At 55.1% G+C, this 14,308-nt stretch carries 15 protein-coding genes; 5 read left to right on the top strand and 10 right to left on the bottom strand.

Going from position 1 to position 14,308, the window contains the following annotated elements; genetic code table 11:
* Window positions 1-221: 221 nt before the first annotated feature.
* Window positions 222-1,760: a nitric oxide reductase transcriptional regulator NorR gene (norR, locus tag M2403_RS15020; protein WP_259229820.1), complete on the bottom strand. Its 1,539-nt coding sequence runs from the start codon at window positions 1,758-1,760 to the stop codon at window positions 222-224.
* Between the two features lie 157 nt (window positions 1,761-1,917).
* On the opposite strand from norR, the gene norV reads away from it, so the two are divergent.
* Window positions 1,918-3,351, top strand: a complete 1,434-nt coding sequence (norV, locus tag M2403_RS15015; protein ID WP_259229817.1) for an anaerobic nitric oxide reductase flavorubredoxin — start codon at window positions 1,918-1,920, stop codon at window positions 3,349-3,351.
* Between the two features lie 11 nt (window positions 3,352-3,362).
* On the top strand, window positions 3,363-4,496 hold the full coding sequence (gene norW, locus M2403_RS15010; protein WP_259229816.1) for an NADH:flavorubredoxin reductase NorW: 1,134 nt from the start codon (window positions 3,363-3,365) through the stop codon (window positions 4,494-4,496).
* Between the two features lie 6 nt (window positions 4,497-4,502).
* On the opposite strand, the gene M2403_RS15005 is transcribed toward norW, so the two are convergent.
* The 6 genes from M2403_RS15005 to M2403_RS14980 form a co-directional block, all read right to left on the bottom strand.
* Window positions 4,503-5,075: a hypothetical protein gene (locus M2403_RS15005; protein WP_208950787.1), complete on the bottom strand. Its 573-nt coding sequence runs from the start codon at window positions 5,073-5,075 to the stop codon at window positions 4,503-4,505.
* A 109-nt stretch (window positions 5,076-5,184) separates the two neighbouring features.
* The gene (locus M2403_RS15000) at window positions 5,185-5,772 is read right to left on the bottom strand and encodes a flavin reductase family protein (RefSeq protein ID WP_259229814.1); all 588 of its coding nucleotides are present in this window, start codon (window positions 5,770-5,772) and stop codon (window positions 5,185-5,187) included.
* A 58-nt stretch (window positions 5,773-5,830) separates the two neighbouring features.
* The gene (locus M2403_RS14995) at window positions 5,831-6,685 is read right to left on the bottom strand and encodes a metal ABC transporter permease (RefSeq protein WP_152323857.1); all 855 of its coding nucleotides are present in this window, start codon (window positions 6,683-6,685) and stop codon (window positions 5,831-5,833) included.
* The gene (locus tag M2403_RS14990; RefSeq protein WP_152323856.1) at window positions 6,682-7,533 is read right to left on the bottom strand and encodes a metal ABC transporter permease; all 852 of its coding nucleotides are present in this window, start codon (window positions 7,531-7,533) and stop codon (window positions 6,682-6,684) included. The genes M2403_RS14995 and M2403_RS14990 overlap by 4 nt, the downstream gene beginning before the upstream one ends.
* The gene (locus M2403_RS14985) at window positions 7,530-8,324 is read right to left on the bottom strand and encodes a metal ABC transporter ATP-binding protein (protein WP_152323855.1); all 795 of its coding nucleotides are present in this window, start codon (window positions 8,322-8,324) and stop codon (window positions 7,530-7,532) included. Before M2403_RS14985 ends, M2403_RS14990 begins: the two co-directional genes overlap by 4 nt.
* Window positions 8,321-9,262, bottom strand: coding sequence for a metal ABC transporter substrate-binding protein (locus M2403_RS14980; protein WP_152323854.1), 942 nt, complete (start codon window positions 9,260-9,262; stop codon window positions 8,321-8,323). The genes M2403_RS14985 and M2403_RS14980 overlap by 4 nt, the downstream gene beginning before the upstream one ends.
* Window positions 9,263-9,450: 188 nt before the next feature.
* Here M2403_RS14980 and mntR point away from each other — a divergent pair, with 188 nt between their 5' ends.
* From mntR to M2403_RS14965, 3 genes are all read left to right on the top strand, one after another.
* A complete protein-coding gene (gene mntR, locus M2403_RS14975; RefSeq protein WP_152323961.1) occupies window positions 9,451-9,906 on the top strand; it encodes a manganese-binding transcriptional regulator MntR in 456 nt (151 codons plus the stop codon).
* Between the two features lie 206 nt (window positions 9,907-10,112).
* Complete coding sequence (locus tag M2403_RS14970) at window positions 10,113-10,463, top strand: hypothetical protein (RefSeq protein ID WP_152323853.1); 351 nt, start codon at window positions 10,113-10,115, stop codon at window positions 10,461-10,463.
* 14 nt (window positions 10,464-10,477) lie between these two features.
* Window positions 10,478-11,017: a glycine zipper family protein gene (locus M2403_RS14965; RefSeq protein ID WP_259229809.1), complete on the top strand. Its 540-nt coding sequence runs from the start codon at window positions 10,478-10,480 to the stop codon at window positions 11,015-11,017.
* 90 nt (window positions 11,018-11,107) lie between these two features.
* Here the strand turns inward: M2403_RS14965 and M2403_RS14960 are convergent, their stop codons facing one another.
* The 3 genes from M2403_RS14960 to M2403_RS14950 all read right to left on the bottom strand — a co-directional run bounded on the left by M2403_RS14960 (window position 11,108) and on the right by M2403_RS14950 (window position 14,305).
* Window positions 11,108-11,920: a Cof-type HAD-IIB family hydrolase gene (locus tag M2403_RS14960; RefSeq protein ID WP_217153401.1), complete on the bottom strand. Its 813-nt coding sequence runs from the start codon at window positions 11,918-11,920 to the stop codon at window positions 11,108-11,110.
* Window positions 11,921-12,026: 106 nt separating this feature from the next.
* Window positions 12,027-13,208, bottom strand: coding sequence for an MFS transporter (locus M2403_RS14955; RefSeq protein WP_371819786.1), 1,182 nt, complete (start codon window positions 13,206-13,208; stop codon window positions 12,027-12,029).
* Window positions 13,209-13,306: 98 nt separating this feature from the next.
* Window positions 13,307-14,305, bottom strand: a complete 999-nt coding sequence (locus M2403_RS14950; RefSeq protein WP_259229808.1) for an ROK family protein — start codon at window positions 14,303-14,305, stop codon at window positions 13,307-13,309.
* Between the last annotated feature and the right edge of the window lie 3 nt (window positions 14,306-14,308).

Raw genomic sequence — 14,308 nt, 5'->3', positions numbered from 1 at the left:
TAATCACCGCATAATAATTAATTAGCAAAAAAAAACCTGACCGGTAGAGTCAGGTAGCAACATTAGCCAACACCAGGGAAATTTTTAAAAGAAGTTATACCTAAAATGCTACAGAAGCGGACGCGTTTCAACAGTTCTCGCTTCCGTAGCATTTATTATTTTCGCGCCTCAAACTATTTTGACTCATTATTCGCCAGCCCCCGCCTTAATCCCCTCTGATATTACGCCTTCATTCCTAACCGCTTCGCCAGCCGGTGAAGATTTCCGCCGTCCATTTCCAGCGCTCTCGCCGCCGCAGACCAGTTCATCTGATGTGCATGCAAGATTTTGGTAATTTGTTGCCGCTGAAAATCCTGCGTGGCCTGTTGCAGATTGAATGAAGTTACCTCCGGGGCTTCGGTTTCGGGCGCGGCCATGACTTCCGGATTTCCGGCCTCAGAAAAGTTAAACAGCGCACGATGTAGCGTGACATCGCCCTGAATTTGCGACGCCCGCGCCAGCACTGCCGCACGTTCAATTGCGTGTTTCATCTCACGTACATTGCCGGGCCAGCCATAGCTGACCAGCATCGAAAGCGTGTCAGCAGGCAGCCTGAGCTGCGAAATCCCCAGCTTGTTTTTGATGTGTTCGACAAAAAAACCGGCCAGCAGAACGATGTCACCCTTTCGTTCGCGCAGCGGCGGCACGAAAAGCGGAAACACGCTCAGGCGATGGAACAGATCGACGCGGAAAGTCCCGTCCACCACCGCTTTTTTCAGGTCGCAGTTCGTCGCGGCCAGGATCCTGACATTCACGCGTTTGGTGCTGTCATCGCCGACCCGTTGCAGGTCACCGTACTGAATCACGCGCAGTAACTTGGCCTGAAGCACCAGCGATAACTCGCCGATTTCATCGAGAAACAGCGTGCCGTTATCCGCCATCTCAAATTTGCCCGTGCGGTTATGGATGGCGCCGGTAAACGCCCCTTTCACATGACCGAACAGTTCACTTTCCGCCACACTTTCCGGCAGCGCCGCGCAGTTGAGATACACCAGCGGTTTTCCCGCTCGCGGTGAAAGATGATGCACGGCATTGGCCACCAGCTCTTTACCCACGCCGGTTTCACCGGTGATCAGCACGTTGAGATCCGAACCGGCCACCACGCTGATTTCATGCCGTAATTGCTGCATGGCTTCGGAAAGCCCGATCATTTCCTCCTCCGGACGGCGGACGTTTTGTTTGCGCGCATTCGGCGCGGCCATCGCCGGTAACGCCTGCTTTTCAAGGGCATCCACCAGCAGCGCATTATTGAGGGCGGAAGACGCCAGCGCGCCGATGAGCCACAACTCCTCATCGCTGAACGCATCAAATTGTTGCGGATTCAGGCTGTCAAACGTCAGCGCGCCAATCAGCGCCTGATCGGCAAACAACGGTAAACCGATGCAGGCGTGAACTTTCAGATCGTCATGACCGGGGATGAGCCCGTCGTACGGATCAGGCAGATGGCTGTCCGCCGGAAAACGCACCACATTCCCCGCGCGGGCAATGGCCTCGAGACGCGGATGTGAGGCCAGCGCGAAACGCCGTCCGAGCACATCCGGCGATAAACCATCGATCGCCAGCGGCCTGAACTGCTGTTCTTCATAACGCAACAGCGCTGACGCATCACATTTGAGGAGTTGGCGCACGCTGGCAATCAGATGCTGAAAGCGATCCTCACCGGACAAACCGTTTTGTAACTCAATGGCAATACCCGCCAGGGACTGAATGGATAAGCTCATAATGTCATTCCGACACAGTTAAAGTCATTTTGACAATAATAGCGTATTGTCAAAATGACTCATAAGATTATTTAAATATTTAAAATCAATATGATAAACACTGGCACGGTCATTGCTCTCTGAAGAAGACCATCCATTACTTTTTCAGGAAACTATCATGGCTATTCAGGTTAAAAATAACATCAGTTGGGTTGGGCAACGTGACTGGGAAGTTCGCGATTTTCACGGCACCGAATATAAAACTCATCAGGGCAGCAGCTATAACAGTTATCTGATCCGTGAAGGCAAAAACGTCCTGATTGACACCGTCGATCATAAATTCAGCCGTGACTTTGTTGCCAATCTCGAGAAAGAAATCGACCTTGCGGCGATCGATTACATCATTATCAACCATGCCGAAGAGGACCACGCCGGTGCGCTGACCGAACTGATGTCCCGCATTCCCGACACGCCGATTTACTGCACCACCAACGCGATTGATTCCATCAACGGCCATCATCATCACCCTGAATGGAATTTCCACACTGTGAAAACCGGCGACTCGCTGGATATCGGTAACGGCAAAACGCTGATTTTTGTTGAGACGCCAATGTTGCACTGGCCGGACAGCATGATGACGTATATGACGGAAGACGCCGTTTTGTTCAGCAATGATGCCTTTGGCCAGCACTATTGCGACGAGCATTTGTTTAACGATGAGGTCGATCAGACAGAGCTCTACGAGCAGTGCGCCCGTTATTACGCCAATATTCTGACGCCGTTCAGCCGTCTGGTGACGCCAAAAATTAACGAGATCCTCGGCTTTAATTTGCCGGTAGACATGATTGCCACCTCGCACGGCGTGGTATGGCGCGACAATCCGACGCAAATTGTGGCGAAATACCTTGAATGGGCGGCGGATTATCAGGAAGACCGCATCACTATTTTCTACGACACCATGTCCTCAAACACCCGCATGATGGCCGACGCCATTGCACAGGGTATTCACGACACAGACCCGACCGTTGCGGTGAAAATCTACAATATTTCCCGCCACGATAAGAACGAGATCCTGACGCAAATCTTCCGCTCCAAAGGCGTGCTGGTCGGTTCATCCACCATGAATAACGTGATGATGCCGAAAGTGGCAGGCATGCTTGAAGAGCTGGCAGGTCTGCGTTTTCGCAACAAAAAAGCCTCCGCGTTTGGCAGCTTTGGCTGGACCGGCGGCGCGGTTGACCGCATTCAGACCCGGCTGATGGATGCCGGTTTTGATATTGCGTTGTCACTGAAAGCTAAATGGCGCCCGGACGGCAAAGCGCTGGAAGAATGCCGTGAACATGGCCGCAAAATCGCCCGCGAATGGGCTTTGCATCCGCTCAAAGAAACCAGCGCGCCGGTGCAGCCCGTTGAATCTGCCTGCGGATGCAATGCTGAGCCGAAAGCCGACGCCGGTGTTTCAATGATTTGTACCGTGTGCCAGTGGGTTTATGACCCGGAGCTGGGTGAGCCGTTGCAGGATGTCGCGCCGGGAACCGCGTGGTCTGACGTACCGGAATCCTTCCTTTGCCCGGGCTGTGCGCTGGGTAAATCCGTCTTTGATCCGCTGTGAAAGGAGGCCAGATGGAACAAAACATTGTGATTATTGGCGCCGGATTTGCCGCGCGCCAGCTGATAAAAAACATCCGCCGCGCCGATAAACAGGTACCGGTCACGCTGATCACCGCAGACAGCGCAGACGATTACAACAAACCGGATCTGAGCCATGTTTTCACGCAAAAACAAGGCGCGGATGACCTGACGCGCCAGAGTGCGGCGCAGTTTGCCGCGGAAAATAATCTCACGGTGGTTTCAAACACGCGGGTCACGGCTATCGATCGCAGGAATAGACGCGTGGTGTGCGGCGACCGGTTTTTTGATTATGAGAAACTGGTGCTGGCGACCGGCGCGCAGGCGATATTGCCTGCGTTGCCGGGCAGCGAATGGATTTTCACGTTTAACAGCCAGAATGAGTACCGGCAGAATCAGGACGCGTTGCAGTCGGCGAAACAGATTGTGGTACTGGGCGGCGGCCTGATTGGCAGCGAACTGGCGATGGATTTACACCGCGCCGGAAAACAGGTGACGGTGGTTGATCGTTCCCACAGCCTGCTGGCTTCGGTGATGCCTGCGGAAATCAGCAGCCGGTTACAGCATAAATTCAGCCAGATGGGCATTCAGCTGGCGTTAAATAACGAACTGGAATCGGTGGCTAAAACGGCTGATGGCCTGAATGTTTCGCTGAAAAATGGCCTGATAATACGTGCTGACGCCGTGATCGCGGCCATCGGCCTGAAACCGGAAACCGCCCTCGCCGCAGACGCCGGTTTGCACACGCAGCGCGGCATCGTGGTCAACGGTCAGTTACAAACGTCGGATCCGGCCATTTACGCGCTCGGCGACTGCGCAGAAATTGAAGGGCGAATTCTGCCTTTCCTGCAACCGGCGCAGATTGGCGCAATGACGCTGGCGAAAAACCTGATGGGCGGCGCAGAAACGCTGAATCTTCCCGCCATGCTGGTGAAGGTCAAAACGCCGGATTTACCCCTGTTCTTTGCCGGTGAAACCACACGCACCGACCTGAGCTGGGACATCACGTTCAACGGTCAGGGCATGATGGCGAAAGGCCGGGACGACCAGAATCAGCTGCGGGCGTTTATCGCCAGCGAGGAACACACCAAACAGGCTTTCCTGCTGTTGCGTGAACTGAGCGTGTAAACCCGATCACGCACGATGCTGATAAAACGCCAGCACGTGACGCGGTTCGAAAGAAAAAATGACATATTCCCTGCCGTTCAGCGAGAATTCGCCCGCTTCTGTCATCGGGTAATGCCGGTGAATGAGCAGGGATTTATGATTTTCTTTATCAACAAAAGCCACACCCAGCGCAAAGTCCTCTTTCAGCGCATCGCAAATATGTAAAAGGAGTTTCGTCAGTAATCCTGTACCACGATATGCCTTTCTGACACTGACAGGCCCATAGAGAAAAATCTGTTCCGCCGTCGCCACACCGGAGGCAAGTATCGCGTTATACGCTGCCTGCGCAGGGCCGTGTTTCGCCAGACTGCCGCGCGTGGTCATCGCCACACCGGTAATCACCGGCTGTCCTTCATGTTCATCACGGCTGACAAACACGCCACTGCCTGACTGGAATTTTGCCAGCAATTCAGCGTCCATCGTCCCTTGCGTAAATCCTTCTTCTCCGCGCTGCTGCGCCGTCAGATTATCGCCTCTGGATCCGCTTAAAATACTGAGGATCTCAGCAATGTCATGATGATCGGATTTCGTAATTTGCATGCGTCTCATCTTCCTGTTGATGACTTTTTTAAGGTGTGATTATGGCAAAGGTTTGGAGGATTGGCGCGCAGAGGGAAAACGGGGCGAAGAATATGCCCCGTCAGAAATATCAGCCCAGATCGGTATTGGCGTTCAGGGCTTCGCCGGTGGCATAGAACTGGCCGCCTGCGATGTAATGCAAGCTGCGCAGGGACGGATCGGTGCCTTCGAAATGCCAGTGACCGTTACTGAATACACGGGTATCCGCCCAGGCACCGACAATTTCACCGATAAACAGATCATGCGCCTGCTGGTTGTGCGGCTCAGGGATCAGCTTACACGCCAGCCACGCAGAGCAACCGGCGACAAACGGCAGGTCGCCGTGCCCTTCCATACGAAACAGCTCTGCGCCGCAATGCTGTAATTTATCCGGATCGTTACGCAGCGTTCTGGTGCCCAGATCGTACGTCATCTGCAATTGCGCCACCGTTGGCACCTGAATCACGAAATAACCACTTTGCTCAATCAGCTCGCGGGTACGGGCGATTTTATCGATCACCACCGTCAGTTTTGCTGGTTTAAAATCCAGCCCGCACACCCAGGACGCTGACATCACGTTGTCCACGCCCGCGTGGTGGGCGGATACCAGCGCGGTGGCTCCGTGGTTGATCAGGCGGTAGGCTTTTTCCAGTTCGACGGGCGCAAATTGTGGGGTCATCAGAATCTCTCAGCAAAAAATGTCAGAAAACAGCATGGCAAATCATGCCCGGCCAGCACTACGCAATCGGTGCGGACTGTCGCGGTTTTAGGGATTTTCGCAGTAAATTAGCCGTGAGCGCCAGCAGGAAAAACAGCGCCTGAATCAGCACAATTGTCGGCCCCGTCGCGGCATCAATATAAAAGCTGATAAACGTGCCTGACACTGCCGCGGAAAGTGACACCGTCACTGCAATCATTACCATTTTCGGCAATGTTTTACACAGCAGAAATGCGGTAATACCCGGTGTGATCAGCATCGCCACCACCAGCACCACGCCGACCGCCTGAAGCGCCGCGACAATGGTCATCGCCAGCATGCACAGCAACGCGTAGTGGTAAAAACGAACCGGTAACCCGATGACTTTGGCCTGAACCGGGTCAAAGCAAAACAGCACCAAATCCTTAAATCTGAACAGGATAGCCAGCGTCACCACTGCCGCGATAATCAGCGTTTGCAGCATTTCGCTGTCCGTTACGCCGAGTACGTTGCCAAACAAAATATGGCTGAGATGCTGCCCGGTGTTCACCCGCGAGAAAAGCACCAGCCCGGCGGCGAACATTCCGGAAAACACAATGCCCATCACTGAATCTTCTTTTACCCGGCAATGCTCTTTAATAAAACCGGTGGCGACGGCGCAGAAAAGCCCGGAACCAAACGCCCCGATGGCCAGCGGAATACCCGCCAGATAGGCCAGCACCACGCCCGGTAAAACGGCGTGAGAAATGGCGTCGCCCATCAGCGACCAGCCTTTCAGCACCAGAAAACAGGAAAAAATCGCGCAGACGATACTGGTCGCCGCCGCGGTCAGCAGCGCGCGCTGCATAAATTCGAAGCCCATCGGCTCAAGCAAAACATCCAGCCAGCTCATCATGCGCGGCTCCTGCGGAGCCGGAAGTGATTAACCAGCCAGCCGTGTTTCGGCGCAAACAGAAACGCCAGCAGGAAGACGACGGTTTGCAGGCAGACAATAACGCCACCGGTCGCGCCATCCAGGTAATAACTCAGCCACGCGCCCGCCGCACTGGTGACCGCGCCAATAATCACCGAAATAATCAGCAAATGTGAGAAGCGGTCAGAGAGCAGATACGCCGTCGCGCCGGGGGTAATCACCATCGCGATCACCAGAATCGCGCCGACGGTTTGCAATGCGGCCACGCTGCACGCGCTGAAAATGGTGAAGAAAATGATTTTCAGCTTCAGCGGAGAAAGCCCGACCGACACGGCGTGCGCTTCATCGAAGAAGACCGCCAGCAGATCCCGCCAGATAACGCACAGCACCACCAGCGAAATGCCAACGATGATCTGCACCTGCAAAATATCCGCGTCATCGATGCCTAAAATATTGCCGAACAGGATCGACTGGACGTTGACCGACGTCGGGTTAAGCGACACCAGCAGCAGGCCGAGTGCGAAGAAGGTGGAAAAGACGAAACCAATAATCGCGTCTTCGCGCAGTTTGGTGAAATGGCGCAGCAGCGTCATGGAAAGCGCGGCCAGAATGCCGGTGCCGAAAGCACCGACGGCATAAGGGAATCCAAGCGCATACGCGCCCGCCACGCCCGGAACGACCGAATGGGATAAGGCATCCCCCATCAGCGACCAGCCTTTGAGCATCAGATACGCCGACAAAAATGCGCACACCGCACCCACGCCCGCGCTGACCCAGATGGCTTTGACCATGTAATTATACTGAAACGGCTCAAGCAGCAGTTCGGTCATACCACCCGCCTTACCGCTGTCTCCGGCAGGCTCTCTTTTTGCACTAAATAGCCGATATTGCGCAGTGCGCCGCCAAAGGTGTTTTCCAGATTCTGATGCGTAAACGTGGCTTCCAGCTCACCGGCGGCCATCACCGTCCGGTTGATAAGCACCACGCGATCGCAGAAATCCGGCACGCTGGCGATATTGTGCGTGGACACCAGAATCAGATGCCCTTCCTCACGCAACTGGCGCAGAAGTTCGATAATGGCATTTTCCGTTTTGATATCCACGCCGGTAAAAGGCTCATCAAGCAGCAGAACGCGCCCCTGCTGAGCCAGCGCGCGCGCGAGAAAAACACGTTTTTTCTGGCCGCCGGACAGCTCACCAATCTGACGATGCGCCAGATCGGTCAGCCCGACACGCGCCAGCGCCGACGCGACCTGATCTTTATCTTCCTGCGAGGGAATACGCAGAAACGACATTTTGCCGTAACGCCCCATCATCACCACGTCACGCACCAGTACCGGAAAATTCCAGTCCACTTCTTCGGACTGCGGCACGTAAGCGATAAGATTCTGCTTCAGCGCTTTAGCGACGTTCAGGCCATCCAGCGTCACGCTGCCGTGCGTCGGCCGGATAATGCCCATAATGGTTTTGAATAACGTGGATTTTCCGCTGCCGTTAACGCCCAGCAGCGCGCAAATCGAGCCGCCGTGCAGCGTAAAACTCGCGTCTTCAATGGCGGTGTGACCGTTGTTGTAGGTCACGGTGACATCATCAACCCTGAGGTGAAGCCGCGAGTCATTCATTGCCCGAACCCTTGCGCAATCGTGCCGACCGTCACTTTCAGCAAATCAATATACGTGGGCACCGGGCCGTCCGCGGCGGACAGCGAATCGACATACAACACGCCGCCGTATTTCGCGCCGGTTTCCTTGCTGACCTGTTTCGCCGGTTTATCCGAAATCGTACTTTCGCTGAAAACTACCGGGATATTTTGCTGACGCACCAAATCAATCAACTTTTTCACCTGCTGCGGCGTGCCCTGCTCTTCGGCGTTGATCGGCCACAGATACGCTTCTTTAAGATCGTAATCTTTCGCCAGATAACTGAATGCGCCCTCGCTGGTCACCAGCCAGCGCTGACCGGCCGGGATTTTCGCCAGACGTTCGCGCAGCGGCGCATCAAGCTGCATGATTTTCTGCGAATAATCTTTGGCATTGCGGTCGTAGGTCGCGGCGTTTTCCGGATCATATTTCACCAGCGCGGCGCGGATATTCTCGACGTAGACCAGTGCGTTTTTCGCGGACATCCAGGCGTGCGGATTCGGGTTACCGAGATACGGCCCTTCCTGAATTGGCATTGGCGTAATGCCGTCCGTGACCGTCGCCGATGGCACATCTTTGATATTGGCAAAAAAGCGCCCGAACCAGCGTTCGAGGTTAAAACCGTTCCACAGAATCAGATCCGCAGACTGCGTTTTGACGATATCGCGCGGCGTCGGCTGATAATCGTGGATCTCCGCGCCCGGCTTGGTGATCGACTCTACGGTCGCCGCATCACCGGCGACGTTCTGCGCGATGTCCTGGATCACCGTGAAGGTCGTCACCACTTTGAACTTTTTTTTGTCTTTCTCTGCCGCCGTCGCATTTCCGGTGATCAGCGCAACAATCATACCGATCAGCATCAGACGCAAACGAAACGGTGAATAACTGAATAATTTTAAGAGGCTCTGTCCATTTCCCATCAACGTTCTCCTGTGAAACACCACAACAATCGGCGGTTTATTATTCAGGTATAGCACAGGCTATACTCCATAGCCAAGGCAAAGTTTTCAGAAATTGGTAGATGTGTGCACTTGGTTTACAATGCACGGATTGCTGCGGTGAGCGCGGCTGCGGTGGAAAACCGTTGAGCAAGAAAGAGGCAGGCGTAGTGAAAGATAAAAAAATAAATCCATTACTGGATGTGGAAGAACACGCTCAGGGTTTTTTACAGGTGCGCGAGGCGCATCGCCGCGAATTAATGGACGATTACGTTGAGCTGATTTCAGACTTAATTCATGAATTTGGTGAAGCAAGACAGGTCGATCTGGCCGCACGTCTGGGCGTTTCGCAGCCGACTGTGGCGAAAACGCTGAAACGTCTGGCTAACGCCGGGCTGGTTCATCAGCTGCCGTATCGCGGCACTTTCCTCACGCCGGAAGGTGAGAAACTGGCGGCGGAAAACCGCGAACGTCATAACGTCGTTGAAGCCTTTTTCATCGCGTTGGGCATCAGCGCAGAAACGGCGCGCCTTGATGCGGAAGGGGTGGAACATCATGTCAGCGACGAAACGCTGGCCGCTTTCCGGCGCTTTACCGCAAGCCAGGAAATCAGCGCGAAAAAGTGACTTTTTGGCCCGTCTGCGAAAGGCAGCGGGCAGTTCGTCAACAAACGTATCTCCCTGAATTTTTTATACACAATTACACCCAAACTCTTGTCACATTCCCCCAGTTCTCCTGCCAACCTTTTACACCCCTGAAGCGTATCTTTAGCCTCAGGAGTGGTGTCATTTTTGCCGCTCCGTGCATCCGGTCAATGTGCTTCGAGGTGGTTATGAAAAGGCTGTTGTTGTTGATGCTTACCGCTGGCGCGCTGATGTCAGCCAGCTCTGCGTCTTTCGCCTATGGGTATTACGGTCATGGCTATTATGGTCATGGCTATTACGGCCGCGGCTGGTATGGCGGACCGCGTGTTGTTGTCGGTATTCCCTGGGGCCCGCCGCCGCCGGTGTATTACGGGCCACCGCCGGTTGTCTATGTTGCGCCTGCGCAACCGCAGACTTACGTCGAGAAAACCCCAAATTATGCTTACTACTGCCAGAATCCGGCGGGATATTACCCGCAAGTTCCACGCTGTGCGCGCGGCTGGATGAAGGTCGTTGTGGGTGATTCCGCTCCACGTTAACAGGCGATAATGTCATGAACAGGTTTACTCCGCTGGCGGTTATTGCCCTGGCCGCAGCGCTTTCCGGCTGCGTATCTCCCCCGACCCGCCCGGACGTAATGGTTTTACCGGGTACGGGAAAGGATTATCAGCAGTTTCAGAGGGATGAAATGTCCTGCCGGAATGCGGCCTACGACAGTGTGAACGGCGGTGCGCAAACGGCCAATAATACTGCGGTGAATACTGCGGCGGCAGGCACGGCGGTCGGTGCCGCAGCCGGTGCTTTGCTGGGCGCGGCGTCACATCAGGCGGGTGCTGGCGCGCTGATTGGCGCAGGCAGCGGGCTGCTAATCGGCAGCGCGATGGGCAACAACAGTGCCGGTGCCAGCAGCGGCGATTTGCAGGATCAGTACGATACGGTTTACACCCAGTGCATGTACGCCAAAGGCAACAAAGTGCCGGTGGACGCCAGCTACAGCGACCGTCAGGACTCTGCGCCGCAAAGCCCGGTACCGCCGGATTACTATCCGTCTCAGCCGGGCGACAACGGCGTTCCGCCTGATTACGTTCAGTAAACACTAAGCAATAACACCAATAATAAAAAAGGCTGCCGTATCTGCGGCAGCCTTTTCGTTTTAACCGGATTTAGCGCCGGTTTGCGTCAGTCATGCGAACGGCGGACGCGCATTGAATACATCGTCAATCACCTCAAGTACCCCCTCGTTTTCATGGGAAGGCGCGCGATATTTCGCTGCGGCTTTTGCCGGGGCGGACGCATTCTCCATCGCAAAACCGTAGCCCGCGTAACTCAGCATTTCCAGGTCATTACCGCTGTCACCGAACGCCAGCACTTCATCATCACGGATACCGTAAATCTGCTGGATTTTGCGCAGCCCGCTGGCTTTATGATTCCCGGCGATAATCAGGTCAACGGATCCATGTCCGCTGGTCACCGGCGCGACAATCCCGCCGAGCTGTTCTGTGATTTCCCCCATCAGCGGGTAAACGTCGTCTTCCACGTAGCTCAGCGCGAATTTGAAAATCGTATCGCTGATTTCTGCATAACTTTGCACTTTGGTCAGACGATGATAGTAGCGACGCATCCGGCTGATAAATGCTTCGGGCGTGCCTTCCAGCACATACGCGCCCAGCCTGCCGCAGACAATCGTGTTGATCCCCGGCGTGCGGCTGATCCAGTCCAGCACCAGCGTGACCTGTTCAGGTTCAAGCTTGCCGCAGTAGATTTCCTGCTTTTTATCGACGACGTAACCGCCGCCTTCCGCCACGTAAGCGATCTCTTCATCGATGTCATCAAAGAAGGATTTCAGCTGGTAATACTGGTTACCGCTCGCGACGACAAACTTGATACCGCGCTCCAGCATTTGCGCATACTGCCCGCGAAAACGGGCTTTGTTATATTCACCATTCTGATCCAGGAAAGTGCCATCCATGTCGACGGCAATAAGTTTTACGGCCATTACAGCTCCTTACAGGGTCGGATTTGAAACAATCATCATAAACAAAAAAAGGCTGGCGGGGTTCTGCACACCAGCTGGCAAGATGCCACTCAGTTATAAACTTTTATTAATCAGCCTGATATTTTAATTTGTACGCGCCGAACGTCACGATCAGGAATGCGGCAGCGACGGCGGAAAACGCCACGTACAAACTCGACAGGTGCGCGACAAAACCAATCAGCGCCGGACCACCCAAAATTCCGAGATACCCGAGCGTTGCGACAAACGCCACTGACATGTTCACCGGCATCACTTTTTCCTGACCGGCCAGCGTGATAAGCACCGGCGCAATGTTTGCCGCACCAATCCCGACCAGCGCAAAACCGCAAACCGGCAGGAACCAGCCCGGCAGCAGGATCACCATCAGATAACCGGCAATCCCGAGAATTCCGCCCATCACCAGAACGCGTTTACGGCCCAGCGCGCTGACAATCGCGTCGCCGGTCAGGCGCATCACGGACATCGCAATGGCAAACACCGCAAATCCCCATCCCGCATGTTCAAGCGCCAGCCCGCGCTCGCGGGTCAGGAAAACGCCGCCCCAGTCGAGCACTGCGCCTTCCGCCATAAAGCAAATCATCGCCATAACCGCCATCAGGATCAGACGGAAATTAGGCCGTGCTTTAGCTTTACCTTCGTGCGAGCTTTCCTCGTGCGCCCCGAACGGCAGCAGGCTGCGCCACGAAAACGCCGTCCCCAAAATCACCAGCACGATGGCGAAAAATGTGCTGCCCACCGGCGTGATACCGGCGCTGAGCAACAACGCACCGCCACCCGCGCCCGCAATCCCGCCGACGCTCCACAGACAGTGAAATCCCGACATCAGCGGTTTATCCGCGGCCTGTTCAACCATCGTGCCCTGCACATTGACCGCCACATCCGCCAGCCCGATGCCCATGCCGAAAATGAACAGACTCAGCGCCATCAGCCGGATATCGCTGAATGTCGCCAGCAGCGGCATCATCAGACAATACATCACCACGGCGGCGAGGATCACCGCGCGGCAACCGAATCGGCCGATGATCCGGCCGGAGCCTAACATCGACAACAACGATCCTGCGCCGAGACACAACAGCAGCATACCGAGCGCACCGGCTTCGGAATGCGTTCGCAGCTGCGCGTAGGGCACCAGCGCGCCCCACAATCCCATCGCCATGCCGGTGACAAAAAATATCATCCGCGTAGCCACACGGCGGCCCGGTGCGCCGACCCACTCAGCGGGTTTTTCTAATTCAGGTGACAGTGACAAAGTGCGCTCCTGTGCCGTACTGGATAGTTATTAAAAGACTTTTAATAAGTGCGCAGTATATTGATCAGGACAACGCAAAGTCAACGCCTGAGGCGCGATTAGTTTCCGAAAGCGATATGCAGGTTGTAGTTATTCAGCGTGAGTTCAGTGATGCCTTGCAGATAGTCCTGCCGCATCGACGGGCGATAAATCAGCGCGGGCATATGCTGCGCGGGAATATGCTCCTGACAGCGTTGGGTAAGTTCGGGGATCAGCGCATCGCTGATTTTCGGGCCGGAGAGCGCAATTGTCGCCGGGTTGATAATGGCACTGAGCGAGACAATGACCTTGGCCATTTCTTCCGCCACAGGCAGCTTATCGAGATCTTTATACGGCAGGTTCGACACCTCGCCCGCAAACTGACTGGCGCCCTGCAACACCTGCCCGTTGATGACCATTCCGCAGCCGAGGCAAGGCACGTCAGGCTTGAAAATGTAGGCTACCGGCGCGGTTTCTCCCGCGCAGCTGCTGCGGTAAAAACCATAGGCGGTGTAGTTCATGTCGTTGTCAGCCTGCACGTAGATACCGAATTTTTCGCGCAGCTCTTGTTCGATATCCACACCGGCGAACGCGCTGATATCGCAGGTCGCCACGCGCCCTTTCACCACCACGCCCGGCAGGCCGATACCGAGAGCTTTAATGTTCGGGTAATCCGCCAGCAACCCGGCAATCTGCTGATAAAACGTTTCCAGGCTGAGCGGCAGAAAGCGCACTTCGCCCTGCGCCAGGCTCGCGCCCGTGGCCGAATTCACCGACCAGATAATCTGCGCCGCCGCATCGCTGCCCTGCGCATAGAGACTCAGCACGGAGAAATAATCGGGGTTATACGCGTAACGCTGCGCAGGCCGCCCGCCGCGGGATTCTTCCAGCTCAAGCGCCAGCACTTCACGCGTCAGACGTAATTCATTAAGCACCGCGCCGCAGGTCGCAATACTCAGCCCCGTTTGCGCCGCCACTTCCGCTTTGGTCGCCGAGCCCAGTGATTTCAACGCCTGAGTGACCAGCACCACGTTATTGATCTTCATTTCGCGGGTTGTACGGTTTTGCGGGGTAATCATGGT

It is taken from the genome of Rahnella sp. BIGb0603 (assembly GCF_024808755.1).
GTDB classification, from domain to species: Bacteria; Pseudomonadota; Gammaproteobacteria; order Enterobacterales; family Enterobacteriaceae; genus Rahnella; species Rahnella contaminans.
Note: the sequence above shows the minus strand (reverse complement) of the source record. Positions and strands in the feature narration are given on the sequence as shown.